Annotated in this window: 20 protein-coding genes; 14 read left to right on the top strand and 6 right to left on the bottom strand. The window is 45.5% G+C overall.

The genetic code is table 11. The features are described 5' to 3' along the window. Position 1: 1 nt before the first annotated feature. Positions 2-382 (bottom strand): DUF6394 family protein, encoded by a 381-nt coding sequence (locus SUN_RS08260; RefSeq protein WP_012083353.1) that lies wholly within the window; start codon positions 380-382, stop codon positions 2-4. Between the two features lie 187 nt (positions 383-569). Between SUN_RS08260 and SUN_RS13110 the strand changes: the two genes are divergently transcribed. Continuing rightward, complete coding sequence (locus tag SUN_RS13110) at positions 570-1,025, top strand: DUF1566 domain-containing protein (RefSeq protein WP_012083352.1); 456 nt, start codon at positions 570-572, stop codon at positions 1,023-1,025. After that, positions 1,022-1,429: a DUF1566 domain-containing protein gene (locus tag SUN_RS13105; RefSeq protein ID WP_012083351.1), complete on the top strand. Its 408-nt coding sequence runs from the start codon at positions 1,022-1,024 to the stop codon at positions 1,427-1,429. Before SUN_RS13110 ends, SUN_RS13105 begins: the two co-directional genes overlap by 4 nt. 186 nt (positions 1,430-1,615) lie before the next feature. Here SUN_RS13105 and ppk2 read toward each other — a convergent pair whose 3' ends face one another. Next, positions 1,616-2,512 carry a polyphosphate kinase 2 gene (gene ppk2 / locus SUN_RS08245; RefSeq protein WP_012083350.1) on the bottom strand — a complete coding sequence of 299 codons (897 nt, stop codon included), beginning with the start codon at positions 2,510-2,512 and terminating at the stop codon, positions 1,616-1,618. Positions 2,513-2,787: 275 nt separating this feature from the next. Between ppk2 and SUN_RS08240 the strand changes: the two genes are divergently transcribed. Continuing rightward, a complete protein-coding gene (locus SUN_RS08240) occupies positions 2,788-3,588 on the top strand; it encodes a peptidoglycan-binding domain-containing protein (protein WP_012083349.1) in 801 nt (266 codons plus the stop codon). A gap of 87 nt (positions 3,589-3,675) precedes the next feature. Then, a complete protein-coding gene (locus SUN_RS08235) occupies positions 3,676-4,176 on the top strand; it encodes a L,D-transpeptidase family protein (RefSeq protein WP_012083348.1) in 501 nt (166 codons plus the stop codon). Here SUN_RS08235 and SUN_RS08230 read toward each other — a convergent pair. The 4 genes from SUN_RS08230 to SUN_RS13605 all read right to left on the bottom strand — a co-directional run bounded on the left by SUN_RS08230 (position 4,157) and on the right by SUN_RS13605 (position 7,445). Beyond that, positions 4,157-4,606, bottom strand: coding sequence for a hypothetical protein (locus tag SUN_RS08230; RefSeq protein ID WP_012083347.1), 450 nt, complete (start codon positions 4,604-4,606; stop codon positions 4,157-4,159). The two genes, SUN_RS08235 and SUN_RS08230, sit on opposite strands and share 20 nt — an antisense overlap. Then, positions 4,603-5,172, bottom strand: a complete 570-nt coding sequence (locus tag SUN_RS08225; RefSeq protein WP_012083346.1) for a hypothetical protein — start codon at positions 5,170-5,172, stop codon at positions 4,603-4,605. Before SUN_RS08225 ends, SUN_RS08230 begins: the two co-directional genes overlap by 4 nt. 124 nt (positions 5,173-5,296) lie before the next feature. Then, positions 5,297-7,171 (bottom strand): TonB-dependent receptor plug domain-containing protein, encoded by a 1,875-nt coding sequence (locus tag SUN_RS08220; RefSeq protein ID WP_012083345.1) that lies wholly within the window; start codon positions 7,169-7,171, stop codon positions 5,297-5,299. Between the two features lie 109 nt (positions 7,172-7,280). After that, positions 7,281-7,445 carry a hypothetical protein gene (locus SUN_RS13605; protein ID WP_158298189.1) on the bottom strand — a complete coding sequence of 55 codons (165 nt, stop codon included), beginning with the start codon at positions 7,443-7,445 and terminating at the stop codon, positions 7,281-7,283. 213 nt (positions 7,446-7,658) lie between these two features. On the opposite strand from SUN_RS13605, the gene SUN_RS08215 reads away from it, so the two are divergent. The 10 genes from SUN_RS08215 to gatB all read left to right on the top strand — a co-directional run bounded on the left by SUN_RS08215 (position 7,659) and on the right by gatB (position 15,163). Further along, the gene (locus SUN_RS08215; RefSeq protein WP_012083344.1) at positions 7,659-8,852 is read left to right on the top strand and encodes a tetrahydrodipicolinate N-succinyltransferase N-terminal domain-containing protein; all 1,194 of its coding nucleotides are present in this window, start codon (positions 7,659-7,661) and stop codon (positions 8,850-8,852) included. A gap of 52 nt (positions 8,853-8,904) precedes the next feature. Further along, a complete protein-coding gene (locus SUN_RS08210) occupies positions 8,905-9,147 on the top strand; it encodes a hypothetical protein (RefSeq protein WP_041672731.1) in 243 nt (80 codons plus the stop codon). Positions 9,148-9,150: 3 nt separating this feature from the next. Further along, a complete protein-coding gene (locus SUN_RS08205; RefSeq protein WP_012083343.1) occupies positions 9,151-9,396 on the top strand; it encodes an RNA-binding S4 domain-containing protein in 246 nt (81 codons plus the stop codon). Positions 9,397-9,458: 62 nt separating this feature from the next. Further along, positions 9,459-10,436, top strand: coding sequence for an anthranilate phosphoribosyltransferase (gene trpD / locus SUN_RS08200; RefSeq protein ID WP_012083342.1), 978 nt, complete (start codon positions 9,459-9,461; stop codon positions 10,434-10,436). Between the two features lie 105 nt (positions 10,437-10,541). After that, positions 10,542-10,949, top strand: coding sequence for a tRNA (adenosine(37)-N6)-threonylcarbamoyltransferase complex ATPase subunit type 1 TsaE (gene tsaE / locus SUN_RS08195; RefSeq protein ID WP_012083341.1), 408 nt, complete (start codon positions 10,542-10,544; stop codon positions 10,947-10,949). Beyond that, the gene (gene lptB, locus SUN_RS08190) at positions 10,950-11,672 is read left to right on the top strand and encodes an LPS export ABC transporter ATP-binding protein (protein ID WP_012083340.1); all 723 of its coding nucleotides are present in this window, start codon (positions 10,950-10,952) and stop codon (positions 11,670-11,672) included. It abuts the gene before it with no gap. Between the two features lie 104 nt (positions 11,673-11,776). Next, positions 11,777-12,535 carry a TIGR02757 family protein gene (locus tag SUN_RS08185; protein WP_012083339.1) on the top strand — a complete coding sequence of 253 codons (759 nt, stop codon included), beginning with the start codon at positions 11,777-11,779 and terminating at the stop codon, positions 12,533-12,535. A gap of 91 nt (positions 12,536-12,626) precedes the next feature. Then, positions 12,627-13,352 carry a F0F1 ATP synthase subunit A gene (locus tag SUN_RS08180; RefSeq protein WP_012083338.1) on the top strand — a complete coding sequence of 242 codons (726 nt, stop codon included), beginning with the start codon at positions 12,627-12,629 and terminating at the stop codon, positions 13,350-13,352. 9 nt (positions 13,353-13,361) lie between these two features. Further along, positions 13,362-13,631, top strand: a complete 270-nt coding sequence (locus tag SUN_RS08175) for a hypothetical protein (protein ID WP_012083336.1) — start codon at positions 13,362-13,364, stop codon at positions 13,629-13,631. A 98-nt stretch (positions 13,632-13,729) separates the two neighbouring features. Next, complete coding sequence (gene gatB / locus SUN_RS08170; RefSeq protein WP_012083334.1) at positions 13,730-15,163, top strand: Asp-tRNA(Asn)/Glu-tRNA(Gln) amidotransferase subunit GatB; 1,434 nt, start codon at positions 13,730-13,732, stop codon at positions 15,161-15,163. Positions 15,164-15,177 lie beyond the last annotated feature (14 nt).

Genomic DNA, 15,177 nt, shown 5'->3' with positions numbered 1-15,177 from the left:
GTTATCGCTTGGATTTAAGTGTGTCTCCAATGAATAGGAGGACAGATACGATGTTGGCAAGCAGTGCCCCACCGGAAAGAGAGACGACCGCCAGGGTACTTTCGTTGTTCAGTCCGTGTCCTACATAGAGGGCAAGTGCCCAGATACTGGCAGAAGCGATGAGCTGGATGTCGGCGACAAGACTGGTGGCAAGCAGAACCGATCCCAGCTGGGTTTTATCTCCCAGTTTCAGTACCGTAGCGATCAGGTTGATGATGATCGCAGCGAAAAGTTCATAGGCACTGTGATATTCGATATTAGAGGGATCTCCGTAAAAGAATCCGAAGTTGATCGTCATAGCCAAGATAAAGAAAAACCCCGATATTACTTTTTCTGTATTCATATGTTACTCCTTGCGTCTTACTGATATAAAGTATAGCCAAAAATGATTTTAATAATAGAGAGGTATGTGGAAGAATAGTGAGCAGGTGATACGGCAGGTTCTATCTGACCTGAAATATGAAATCAGAATAGAAGTTCCCTAAAAATATATCTTGCTATAATAGACAAAATTCAAAATAGGAATGCGTATGAAAAAATATAATATTCTTCTGCTTGCCGTTTTTGTGGTGGGCTTAAGCAGTGCTGTAAGTGCAAAAGGGTTGTCCGGTGTGGTGCTGGACAAGAGGAGCGGTATCTACTGGCAGGATACTCTGGACTCCAAAGAGAGTTCAGAAGACTGGGATGATGCTGTGGCGTATTGTGACAAACTTGAGCTTGCCGGTATGGAGCATTGGAGACTGCCGACGTTCAAAGAGCTTTTTTCGATCGTGGACTACAAGCGCATCAAGCCTGCGATCAATCCGGCATTTGATTTTACGGAGGAGGGGACCTACTGGACCTCTACGACTTTTGCTCCCAATGTTTCCCGTGCCTGGACGATCGATTTTAGGACAGGCAAGAGCTTTTACAGCTACAAAACCACCAACCATGCAGTACGCTGCGTCAGAGATGTTCCTGAGGTATCTGCAAAGGAGAACAAATGAAATCGCTATTTGTATGGGTGCTTACAGCTTCGGTCCTGTTCGGGGCCTCTTCCAAGCTGGATGACAAAACAGGGCTTGTATGGCAGGATGATCAGGCTGTCGCCGAAGTGACGAAGAGCTACAGCGATGCAAAGAAATATTGTGAGCAGCTCAAAGTGGATGGTTTTGAGGATTGGCGTCTCCCGACTTTGGCCGAACTCTATACCATCGTCGATATGAGACGGGAACGGCCAGCACTTAAATATGGCTTTGATATGCGTGTCGAAGAGTGGTTCTGGACAGCGACTCTTTTTGCAGGAGATCAGAAAAGAGAGGCATGGAGACTCTCTTTTAGGTATGGTGAAACAGAGCCCTCTAGACAGGACCGGACACTCTATGTACGATGTGTCAGAGGTTCCCGGTAGGATAAAGGGTACCTCTAAAAATAGGCGAAAGCTAGTGATGCCCGTAGGGTTGGCTTTGCAAACGCAATCTTGCGCAAGATATTTACTTCGTCTTAGCTAGGGCTAGGACTTGAAAATCTCTTGCACAATCTCACATTTGCAAAACCCATTGTGGGCATTACCTATTATTAGAGGTTCCCTAAAGTATTACCCTATGAATTTTCCGCTGCTTGTACGCTGTGCATCCATGATCTCTATCTCCCTCGCACCGGAGATGACCACTTCGGGATCAAGCGTATAATCGATCGCTTCGTCCCTGTTTGCATAGTTGATACTGTTCAGGATCACCTTGAGTACTTCAAGTCTTGCTTTGTGCTTGTCATTGGAACGGACAACGGTCCAGGGTGCGTTATGTGAATGGGTTCGCTTGAGCATTTCATATTTTGTATCGGTAAAGTCATCCCATCTGTCCTGGGCCTGCACATCGATCTCGCTGAGCTTCCACTGTCTGAGTGGGTCGGTCTTTCTTCGCTCGAACCTTCTTGCCTGCTCATCTTTTGTGACGGAGAAATAGAGTTTGATCAGGATGGTTCCCTGCCGGGTCAAGTCTTTTTCAAAACCTTTGACACCCTTCATGAAATCGTCATACTCTTTTTGGGTACAGAATCCGAATACAGATTCCACCATGGCACGGTTGTACCAGCTTCGGTCAAACAGGATGATCTCGCCTCCCCTTGGAAAGTGCGCGATATATTTTTGGTAGAACCACTGCGTCTTCTGTTCTTCGGTCGGTTTTCCCAGAGCGACCACGCGGTAGTGCTTTTCATTCATGTAGCGTGTCACCCTTCGTATGGTCCCGCCTTTTCCGGCAGCATCGCGTCCCTCGAAAAGAATGATCATCTTCTGGTTCGTCTCTTCAAGATGTTTCTGAAGCTTGATAAGCTCTGCCTGGTAGGGTTTGAGGGCCTGTTCATGTTTTCTTTTGCTTATGGCTTTGTTTTCTGTACTTTTTTGTGTCCTTGCTTTGCTGTATTCTTTGATCAGGTCGTCAAGAGAGACCATCTCCCCGTTGACTTCGATCTGGTTCTGATTATTTTTTTCCATATTTTTCTCCTTTTGAATTTTTTGTATTGTTATTCAGCTCATCCAGGATCTTCCCGGTTTTTTTGATCGGCAGAGTAACGATCGCCAGTTCTTCTTCATATGCTTTTTTATTTTCATATTCCCACTACTTTTGCTGATTTTTATCTCACCTTCAATTTTTCATTATACTCCTAATATTCTTTGTGGAATAATAAGTGAAATAAATTTTGGCAGTGTATATCTTGACCTTGAACCGCAGAAGCACTATAATATCTTTTAAAAAGGAGGAATAGTTAATGTTCACTATGAAAAAATTATCTGTTTTGACCATAGGTGCTTTCGTAACTGTAAATGTTGCTTATGCAGATTTTGGAGATGCGGTTGTCGGAGGATTGGTAGGTGGGGCGGTCGGTTCCGTGATTACCAATGAAGTATATAACAGCAACCGGCATACCAGCCATCCGTCATCGACACAGCACCATTACAGGTCAACGAAACATAAAAAACACAAAAAACATGCTGCAGTCCCAAAAGATACTCCGGAAATGAAGATTCAGAGGGCGCTTACAAGTCTTGGGTTCTATCATGGCAGGATTGATGGTGAGATTAACTCATATGAAACACGTTCCGCGATCAAAGCGATGAATATGGCATATGAAATCAGCAATAATGCTTCTTTGAAACCTGAAACACGAGATGCACTGATCTATCTGGGTACCCTTTTTGAGTTTGACAAAAATCTTATCGCCAGAGGGACGGATAAGCGTACAAAAGGCAGAAAGCTCCAGACGGCGTTGAAAATACACGGTTTTTACTTTTCCAGGATAGATGGTGCCGTAGGCCCGGGGACACGTAAGGCAATTTCTGAGTATAAAGCTGCAAACGGCTTGTCATACGGTCCGTCGCTTGATTATGAAGAGGAGTATCAGCTGATCAGTACAGCCAAACAGATGAATGACAAGAATATCGAAGATACGATCGCGACTCTTAAAGGTACGCAAAACAGACAGGTCCAGCCTACTACGCATATATTGCAAGCCAAGCCGATAGAGAAGGGCACAAATGAGGATATCGATAATACAATGATATTGCAGTAACTGTCTGATGGGAACCTCTAAAAACCCTGGATACTCATCTATGGTTACTATAGGTACCCTGATATCTGATGCATAAAAAGGGTTCACATGATTAGATTACTGACAGTTTTAATGATCCTGTTCATATTCTCACCAGATATTTTTGCCTACAAGGAGATCGTGGTCGATCTTTCCGAACAGCGTGCCTATGCCATAGAAGACGGAGTGATTATGTTCGATGGTCCGATCTCTACCGGTATGCGCGGACGCGAAACGCCGGAGGGTGAATACCTGATATTGCAGAAGAAGAAACATCACAAATCGAATCTCTGGCCCAAACCCAATGGCGGTGCGAAAATGAACTATATGCTGCGTCTTACTAACAGCGGTATTGCAATGCATCTTGGGTATGTACCCAAAAGAGGGCCGGCTTCACATGGCTGTATCAGACTGAAAAACGGATTTGCACAGCGTATGTATAAATGGGCAAGGGTCGGTACTTCTGTTTATGTCGAAGGCGATATCGAGGACTGGTACGTCATGCATCGGCAACAACGTAAAGGTCATTATAATGCTTATGATGATTACTTTATCGTGGAAGGTTATTAGGTGGTTTGGTAATAATTTCACTTTCCTGCATCATCTCGAACCAGTCGCGTTTGAACACTTTTCGGATGAAGGACTCTTTATGCGGCAGCAGACAGCTGCTACAGTCCTGATGTACTGCATTGTCTGAAACGAATTCTTTCCCCTCTTTGGCATCTATACTGCAGGCACTGTAGTATGTTTTATTATCTTTTTTATACAGTCCCTTGTCATCGAACCTGAAGTAGGGACAGGCACAGAGATAGCAGTTCAGTACTTCCATATCGTGACATTTTTTCTTCTCTGCATAGAGCGGGCAGAACTCCGGCTCTTTTTCGACCATGTTCTCAAAACGGAAATAGGCAATGACCTCTTCATTGCTCAGATCTGTAAGTTTTTTCATGATTTTTCGGTGTTTTTCTCCGTGTGCATCAAACCACTCTTTGTATGTCATGTCCCAACCTTCCTGAAACTTTTGAAAATAAGAACGATGACCACGATCTCGATGAAGACCAGAAGAAAATGCAGGTCATACACTTGTGCCTGATTGTCCGTTACACCAAAATGTTCGATGATCTTATAGAAGAGGTAGGACACCCCCATGCCCAAGAGATAGCCCAGCTGTTTTGCCGTATCGAGACGGGTCAGCAGTTCATCGGTCTTAAGCAGCAGTGTCTCGGCCCGTACAAGATAGGAACCAAAGACAAAAGTAATCTGGTATCCAATATATATGATCAGCGCCGTCTGGTAAGTGTAGGGGTGTTTGAGAAAAAAGAGCATAGCCAGCAGGAGGACGAACTCTACCAGCAGGGAGATACGGAAGAACCATTCGGCATTGAGGATGGTATGGTAAAAACGGGCGATGAGCAATATGCCTAGGGCAAGGAAAACACCACCAATGGAGTAGATGGAAGGTTCCAGCGGGCGGTAAAGTACAAAAATGACCCCCACGCTCAACCCCAGAAAAAGGGAATTAAGGAACTTATAGCGTATGAACCATTCGGGGACTATTTTCAGCATGGGGTATTATATCCTATATTGAAGTGTTATACGAGTTGGTGCTGTCGGGGGACAGCACCCTACAGTCGCATAGTTCTGGTTTTAGTGGTATCTCGTAGGGTGCTGTGTCCTCACGACACCAAAATTAAAAGCTGTACTTCACTTTGGCATACAAGCTTCTGCCCTCTGTAGCATAGCCGTAAACAGACTGGTACTCTTTGTCAAAGATGTTTCTTGCATTCAGGTAAAGCTCCAGGTCTTTCATCAGTTCCATGTTGAAGTTGAGATTCCACAATGTGTAGTTCCCGGTTTCCACATCGGAAGCAATGGGGTAACTGCCGTCCGTGTCGAGTCTGTCGCCAATATACTGTGCATTGATACCGAAATGCATATTGTTCTCGGTAAAGTACTCCAGCGTTGCGTTGAGCGTATCTTTGGCACGTCTCGGCAGATCAGTACCATCCTCTTTTTCAAATTTGAAGAGGTGGGTGTAGTTCCCCGAAAGGTGAAGGTTGAATGTTGGCAGTGTATAAGCACCCTGAACTTCCAGACCTTCGAATTTCGAGGTACCTTCCACATTCTGATACCCGCCGATGTATGTCAGAGGATCGTAGACATAATCGATATTATCCTCGACCCTGTTGTTGAAGTAGCTCACGGAGATCAGTTTCTTGTATGCTGCCGAGATGTCAAAGCCTTTGGTATAGCTTGGTTTCAGAAGAGAACCAGGTGTCGGTGTAGCAAGCTGGTAGGCACTGGGGGCATCGTAGGAAGTGTAGTAGTTTGCCGAGGTCGTAAAGCCTTTGAGGAAATCATGATGATGTTTCAGGCCTATCTTGTAGGTTGTTTTATTGTCGAATTCATCGTAACTGTCGTAGCGTAGATTGGTTTCAAGCAGTGTGTTCTCATTGATATTGTAGAGATTGGAAAGAAAGACGCCTTTGTCGGTATAGGTTGATTCTGTCGGAAGTGAAGGAAAACTTGAAATGTAATGGTTGTATCCTTCTATATCTTTGTATTCGAGTCCGAGGACCGCTTTGCCGTTCGTATAGTTATAGGCATTGATGAGCGCGTATTCTCTGAGTGTCGCCCTGTAGGTATTGTGACTGTAGCCAAAGGATCCTGAAGTGTAATAGTCTCTTTCAAACTCCCCTTTGCTTGCCGTCAATGTGGCAGAGTAGTTGTTCCTTTTGAAACGATAGTCAACGGCGTAGTTGGTCTGGTCAGCCGTGGCATGGGAGTAATCGTCATTTGCCTGTTCTATTGAATACATGTCATCATAGTCTGTTTTTGTTCTGATACGGTTATAACTGAAATTCACTTTATTGTTCTGGTTGAAGGCATAGCCGAATTTCAAATTGGCATTTTTGTTCTCATACCCATCTGCTTCAGCATCTCTTGGCGCCAGTGCAGAGAAACCGTCGGTCTTGAGGTAGCCGGCCAACATTTGTGCTGTCAGCTTGTCACTTTTATAGGAAAGATCTGCATCTGCACCCCTGGTGTTGTAAGAGCCGTAACTCAGGCCGAGCATACCGTGAATACCCTCTTTGGGTTCTTTGGTGATGATATTGATAACACCGGCCGATGCATTGGAGCCCCAGATGCTGCTGACACCGCCTTTGACGATCTCGATCTGTTGGATGTTGTTCGTGGTCAGGCTGTCAAGTAGTGCTGTACCGTTGGTCGTGCTCGGGTCATTGAGACGCATACCGTCAAGCAGTACAAGTACTTTTCCTGAATCCTGACCTCTGACAAAGAAAGAAGTGGGCTGACCCAGGCCGCCCAGATTGTCAACTTGTATACCGGCAACAGAACTGATGGCCTGTGCTACGGTCTGATACCCTTTCTCCTCTATCTCTTCGGATGTGATCACCGTGATATCCGACGTGGTGTCGTTGATGGACTGTTCGGTTTTGTTGGTCGAGATGACATCAATGGGTGCCAGGGTCGCTTCTTCGGCAAAAGCAGTGTTTGAAAGTAGTAATGTCGCCGTGATGAGGCTGAGTTGTTTGAACTTCATAATAATGTTTCCTGTGGTGTAATATCAATATTGTAGGGTGCGTAGACACGCACCGGGTTAGAAGGTGCGTGTCTACGCACCCTACGCGTTGTCATGGTAATAAATTGATTCAGAGTGAGATAGGAGGAGGAGAGGTCTTGTACTCTTCTATTTTGAAGGCATACCTGTGGTACTGGAAATTACTGTCGACCGTGCAGAGTTTGTTAAGGGTCGAGTACATGGCGATGATTGCCAGTGAAAAGTAACGTTTGGTATAGCCCCGTAAGTGTTTCATGCGCGGATTTTACACCAGGGCACCTCAAACAAACCTGATTATGGGTGATCAGGTTTGTTTGAGTTGCCCTAATTTAAATAAAATAAAGTATAATCCAAAACCAAAATACTGTCATCCTGAACTTGTTTCAGGATCTCTGTAAACTGCATTGAATGCCAGGGGGATGCTGAAACAAGTTCAGCATGACGTAGCAAAAATATTTAGGAGAATTCAATGGCAATTGAAACAGTAGCATCGACAGATGCATTTAAGGTACTGGTAGCGGAAGTGACAGCACAGGAAGGCTACAGAGAGCCTATGGCGTTTGGTATCGCAAGAGTGGACAGAGGACAGAAGAATGCGGAAAAAGTACTTCAGGCAAATTTCCCGCTGATCAACTGGAAAGAGAATTTTGGCTCGGCTGCCGTTTTCATTAAAGCGCTTCAGGAAGCGAAATGTGATGTTGATTTCAGCGGCAGTGAGTTCGTTGCGACTATCAATGACAATTTTGTCGCCAATGCTATGGCGGCATTTGCTCCGTACCTGGCAGAAGCGACAGGCGATTCACACAAAAATGTTCAGGTCATTAAAACATTGGCCAAAATGGAAGATATTGGTAAAAATTTCCGTATTGTATTTCTCTTTGAAGATGCTAATCCTGAGTCTGTTGAAGCAGTTTATCTGAAGCTTTATGCCCTTTCTTTGAGAAAAGCGGAGCTTAGAAAAGTCAACCTGAACGGAGCCTTCGGTATTCTTTCCAACGTGGCATGGGTAGGCAACACTCCGTATGAACTGGATTACCTCAGAGAGAACGAGATAGAGATGAAGCTCAACGGTACTTATCCGACAGTGGACTCTGTGGACAAATTCCCTAGATTCCTCCAGCATGTGATCCCGGATGACAATACGCGTATCCTTGAAGCTTCCAAGGTCAGAATGGGTGCGCAGCTGGCAGCAGGTACAACAGTAATGCCGGGTGCCTCATACATCAACTTCAATGCGGGTACACTCGGACCGGTCATGGTCGAGGGACGTATCTCCTCCTCTGCAATCGTTGGCGCCGGTTCGGATGTCGGCGGGGGTGCGAGTATCCTCGGTGTACTTTCCGGAACGGACGGCAACCCTATCAGCATTGGAGAAAACACATTGCTTGGTGCGAACTCGGTGACTGGCCTTCCTTTGGGAGACGGCTGTATCGTAGATGCGGGTATCACTATTTTGGCAGGTACGAAGATCAAGATCGCTCCGGAAGAACTCGAAAAGATCAAAGCTGCCAATCCGGATGCGAAGCTTGACAATAAGACGACCTTCAAAGGTGAAGAACTTCAGGGGCTCAACGGTATCCATTACAGACAGAATTCTCTTACGGGTGAGATCATTGCCAGAAGAAGTACGAGAGAAGTGAAGCTGAACGAAGATCTGCATTAAACAGTGCTGAGAATGACGTGCTACATGTTACGAAAAAGCGATAGGAAACAGAATGAATACTGATGACAAAGAACTGTTGAAGCAAGTAACACTGCTCGGTATTATGAAGAAGAAGCCTGATGAGACGCTTAATGATGTTATGGTGATGCTTGTTGATACAGGAATGTATAGTATGAAAGAGGCAAAACAGGTATTCAAAGAGCTCAAAGCCGATAAATATCTTGTGGATGGTCAGTTGACGCTGAAAGGCATCACTGAAGCCAAGGCGGCCGAAACAATGTTCAAGCAGGGGTAACAAATGCGTGTAGATAAATGGCTCAGTGCCGTCAATGTGGTAAAACGACGTACTATTGCAACAGACATGCTTAAAAGCGGTGTTGTTTATGTCAACAGTATGAAAGCCAAGGCTTCCAAAGACCTCAAAGTGGGAGATAAAGTGACCATTGAGTATCTCAAAGGCCCAAAGTCCTATGAAGTGTTACAGATACCTACGACGAAGACGATCCCCAAGTCTCAGAAAGAGGAATTTGTCAAAGAGTTGTAGGGTGTGCAATTGCACACCAAATAATTGACGGTGTGCAATTGCACACCCTACGGAGATAAAAGATGAATATAAAAGCCCAGTTTGAAAGACTGTTCACTAATGAAATGCCCCAGGAAGAAGCACGTCAATTCCTCATAGACCTTTATGAGAAAGGTGAGAGTGGGTCTGATATCGCCGCTGCGGCTTCTGTGATGCGTGAACACTCCGTCAAGGTACCTCTTCCTGATGAACTTCACGAAAAGGCGATCGATATTGTAGGAACAGGCGGCGACCAGAGTGGTTCATTCAACATTTCTACGACTGTTTCTCTTCTGCTAGCCTCTTTGGGGTCCAGGATCGCCAAGCACGGGAACCGAAGCATTACGAGTAACTCAGGTTCGGCAGATGTGCTTGAAGCTCTGGGGATCAACCTGAACCTCTCTGTGGAGCATCAGGTAAAAATGCTTGAAGAAACAGGGTTCTGTTTTATTTTTGCGATGAACCATCACCCTGCGATGAAACACATCATGCCCATACGAAAGTCCATACCGCACAGAACGATCTTCAATATCCTTGGACCGCTCACCAATCCGGCCGGAGCAAGAAAGTATCTTTTGGGCGTGTTCGACCCTGCCTATATCAAACGTATGGCTGAGGCACTGCTGGAACTCGATACCCAAAGAGCCTATGTCGTGAGCAGCCATGACGGAATGGATGAACTCTCCTTGTCAGGGAACAGCTCTTTTGCCTATGTGGAGACAGGTCGTATTTCTGAAGGTGAGATCAACCCTGAAGCTTTAGGGTTCAAACTGGCGCCCAAAGAGGCCATTCTTGGTGGGGATGCATTAGAAAATGCACAGATCACGAGAGACATTTTTTCCGGTGCAGAACGTGGAGCCAAAAGGGATATCGTCGTACTTAATGCAGCCTTTGCCCTTTTTGTTGACGGGAATGTCAGGGATATTGAAGAAGCCATCGCTATCGCAGAAGAGGGTCTTGACAGCGGTAAAGCCGCAACACATTTGAACTTCATGGCAGAGGTGTCACGAAAATTAATGTAGGGTATGCAATTGCACACCATTTAATCAAATTGAAATAAAATAAAATTTACGCCGAAAGGCCGGACACAATTAATGGTGTGCAATTGCACACCCTACGAGGTATTTATGGAAATCATCGCATCGCTGCAGGAATTAAATAAAGTTGTTGAATATCTCGATGAGGTTCTGCCTGCCGATACCGTTGTTTTCCTGCGCGGTAACCTGGCTGCTGGGAAAACCACATTGACACAGGCCATCGCCAAAGCAAGAGGGGTGGAGGGTGAAGTAACTTCCCCGACCTTTTCCCTGCAGCACTGTTACGGGGAAGGGCTGTACCATTACGACCTCTACCGTCTGGACCATGAGGAGTTTATGCAGATGGGACTTTTTGAAGAGTTCGAGAAGCCGGGATGGCATATGGTGGAGTGGGGCAGCGATATGCTTAAAACCTTTTTAGAGGGTGTAGGGTATAATGTGGCCATGATCGGGATAGAACCTTATGAAGAGAAACGAAAATATACAATAGAGTACTGAATGCATATACTTGAAGCCAAACACCTTGCCAAGACGATTAAGAAGACCAGGATTGTACACGATATCTCCATGATCGTCAAAAGTAAGGAGATCGTCGGGCTTCTGGGTCCCAACGGTGCAGGAAAGACCACCTCTTTCTATATGGTCTGCGGATTGACAGGTGCAACAGAGGGAGAGGTTTTTCTCGACGATGAAAAGCTTACCCATCTTCCTTTGAGTAAACGCGCACAGATGGGGATAGGCTATCTTCCTCAGGAGTCGAGTATCTTTAAAGACCTGACGGTCGAAGAGAATCTTCTGATCGCCGCGGAGGCACTTGAACTTCCCAAAGAGACGGTTCAGCCACGTATAGAGAAGCTCCTGGAGATCTTCAACATCGAGCCGATCCGTTCACGTATCGGTATCCGCCTGAGTGGTGGGGAGAGAAGAAGGGTGGAGATCGCCAGGGCACTGGTGGGCGAACCCAAATTCCTGCTTCTGGATGAACCTTTTGCAGGAGTCGACCCCATAGCGGTTCTTGACATCCAGAACATCATCCGGCAGCTGGTCGAACTCGATATGGGCATTCTCATTACCGACCACAATGTACGTGAAACACTGGGGATATGTGACAGAGCCTATGTTATGCGAAGCGGTGAAATGCTTGCGTCGGGTACCAGTGAAGAGATCGCCAATGATGAGAATGTACGGAAGCATTATCTGGGTGAGCATTTTACATTTTGATGTTGTGTAGGGTGTGTAGTCACGCACCTTTTTATTTTTTTGCACACAAAGCTAATTTCTTTTATTCGATATCGGTGCGTGGCTACGCACCCTACGGAGAAAACATGAGACTTTCTGATATAAAAATATTTCTTGACAAAGAAGTCTCTCAACGTAATTCCCTTACTGAACTCTCCTACGACAGACCTGACCCCCTGCTTGTCGCCTCAAAATACAGAGATGAAAGCATTGCATTGGTCTGTGCGCTGTTCGGGTATGGCAATGCCGGTCAGATTGTGAAATTTCTGGAAAGTCTCGATTTTTCTTTACTAGAGGTCCCTGAAAATAAGATACGCTCATCCTTGTCAGGGCATTACTATCGGTTTCAGAAATCAGAAGACGTGGCTGCACTTTTTATTGCACTGAAACGGTTAAAAGAGCATAACAGTATTGAAAATATTTTTTATCAGGGCTATCAAAGAGAGGGAAATATTCTCGATGGACTGTGGCATTTTATAGAAACATTGAAAGAGCTCCAACCGTACAGCTCACAGGGCTACGATTTTCTGACAGGCCGTCTGCCGAAGCGTGTAAACAGTGCGGGTACGTACAAACGTTACATGATGTATTTGAGATGGATGGTCCGTGATGACAGGTTGGACATGGGGTTGTGGACAAAGATCGATAAAAAGGATCTTCTCATGCCGTTGGATACACATACTTTCAAAATGTCAAGAAAACTGGGGCTTTTGAAGCGTAAAAGTTATGACATGAAAGCGGTGATGGAATTAACGGAACAGTTCAAACAATGGGATAGTGAAGACCCGATTAAATATGATTTTGCCCTTTATCGCTTGGGGCAGGAGAAATTAGTACAACTATAAGTGGAAATTCTCATAAAAATAGTCTTCCTTTAACCGACTGTTCAACTCAATTTTTGTATAATAACTCCAAATTATTATAAGAGGATGTTTTATGGAAGGTGTATTTACTTACCTTGGCGGTATTTTAGGCGAAGACAGCCACTCCGCAGTACTGATCGCACACTTGCTTCTGGTGGCTGTGATCGTTATTATGATCGCAAAAATGGCGACTAAAAGCTTCAGAGCAGTACCAAATGGTACACAAAATGTTATGGAGGCATACCTCGGTGGTGTGGTTGCCATGGGTAAAGATGTCATCGGTGAAGAGCTTGCAAGAAAGTATCTTCCGCTTGTTGCTGCTGTCGGACTGTTCATTTTTGTCTCTAACGTGATCGGTATCATCCCCGGTTTTGAGTCACCGACTTCAAACATCAATGTCACACTTCCTTTGGCACTTATGGTCTTTGTCTATTATAACTATGAAGGCATCAAAAAGCATGGTGTGGTACATTACTTCGCACACTTTGCCGGACCGGTAAAACTGCTTGCTCCGTTGATGTTCCCTATCGAGATCGTATCTCACCTTTCAAGGATCATCTCCCTTTCTTTCCGTCTTTTCGGTAATATCAAGGGTGATGACCTCTTCCTATGGGTACTGTTGATGCTGGTTCCTTTTGTCGCGCCGCTTCCTGCCTATCTGCTGCTTACTTTCTCTGCACTCTTGCAGACATTCGTATTCATGATCCTTATCTACGTATACCTTGCAGGTGCAGTAGCGATCGATGAAGAGCATGAAAAAGCGCCTGCGCCTGCCATAGATACAATGGGTGCAGTCTAACCGACCTATATGAGACTGACTGGCAAAACACTTGGTTTTGTGATCAATTTCCTCCTGGGTGTCGCATGGGCCTTTGTGCTCATTGGCGCCGTTTCATCCTTCTTCTCTTTTTATCAGATAAGTATCTTTTTTGCTATGGTTTCCGCATTGATCGGAGCACTTCCCGGTCTGATCGCCATACTTTTACTTGAGCATATCATTACAGGCAAAGAGAAGCTTTCGGAACTTAAAAAACAGACGATACTGCTTGAAGAACTGATAGATCTTTCTAAAAAATAGGTATTCCATGCTAACGCAGGGAGCTTTAGCCATCCTAAACTCCTTCAAATAACCAAAACGCTATAATCTGCCTTATTATTTCAGTAAGGAATGCTACTATGTTTGAAACGGTGATCGGTCTTGAAGTCCACGTTCAACTCAATACAAAAACAAAACTTTTCTGCTCTTGTCCTACCTCCTTTGCGGAACACCAGAATAAAAATACCTGTCCTACCTGTCTGGCACTTCCGGGGGCACTTCCAGTAGTGAACAAGGAGGCAGCCATCAAAGCGATGCGTTTTGGGTATGCCGTCAATGCAAACGTAAACCATACTTCCATTTTCGACAGAAAATCCTACTTCTATCCGGACAGTCCTTCCGCCTACCAGATCACGCAGTTGAGCAAAGCGATCGTACAGAAAGGTGAACTCTTCATAGACCTTGAGGACGGTTCACAGAAACGTATCGGCATCACACAGGCGCACCTTGAAGCAGATGCAGGGAAGAACATGCATGAGGGCAATTATTCCAAAGTGGACCTGAACCGTGCGGGGACACCGTTAATGGAGATCGTCTCTGAACCCGATATGCGTTCTTCGGATGAAGCGGTGGCATACCTGAAAAAACTGCACTCAACGGTACGTTACCTTGACATTTCCGATGCCAATATGCAGGAGGGGTCGTTCCGTTGTGATGTGAACGTCTCCATCCGTCCCAAGGGACAGGAAGCTTTCGGTACCAGAGTGGAGATAAAGAACATCAACTCGTTCCGTTTTGTGGCACAGGCGATTGCCTATGAAGTGCAAAGACAGGTCGAAGCCTATGAGGATGGTGTCTACGCACAGGAAGTGCATCAGGAGACGAGACTTTGGGATGTGGCCAAAAGTGAAACAAGGTCGATGAGAGGAAAAGAGGAAGCGGCGGACTACCGTTACTTCCCGGACCCGGACCTTCGTCCATTGACCGTAACACAGGAGATGATCGATGAGGCACTGGTTATGCCGGAACTGCCTGACGCAAAGGTGAAACGCTATGTGGAAGAGCTTGGTATCAAACATTACGACGCACTGGTCATCACTTCCCAAAAAGAGTTGGCGTACTATTTTGAAGAGATGATCACACAGGGTGCGGTAGCAAAAACGGCAGTGACCTGGCTGACCTCTGAGCTGCTCGGTCGCCTGAACAAAGCGGGGATAGAGATAGAAAATTCACCTGTGAGCGCCAAGACACTTGGCGAACTCGTGGCCAAGATCGCAGATGATACTGTTTCGGGAAAAGGTGCCAAAGAGGTGCTTGACCATATGATGGAAAATGAAAACCGTGATATCGATGTGATCATTGATGAGCTTGGACTTGCACAGGTCAGTGACGATGGTGCCATTCTGGCGATCATCGACGAGATCCTTGAGAATAATCAGGAAAAGGTGGAGCAGTACAAGGGCGGGAAAGAGAAGCTCTTTGGTTTCTTTGTCGGGCAGACGATGAAAGTGAGTAAAGGGACTGCAAACCCGGGTAAAGTGAACGAGTTGCTGAAACAGCGTTTGAATTCATAAATCAAAAGATAGGA

The sequence above is a fragment of the Sulfurovum sp. NBC37-1 genome (assembly GCF_000010345.1).
Lineage (GTDB): Bacteria > Campylobacterota > Campylobacteria > Campylobacterales > Sulfurovaceae > Sulfurovum.
The sequence above is the reverse complement of the archived record's forward strand: the minus strand, read 5'-3'. Positions and strand labels throughout refer to the sequence as shown.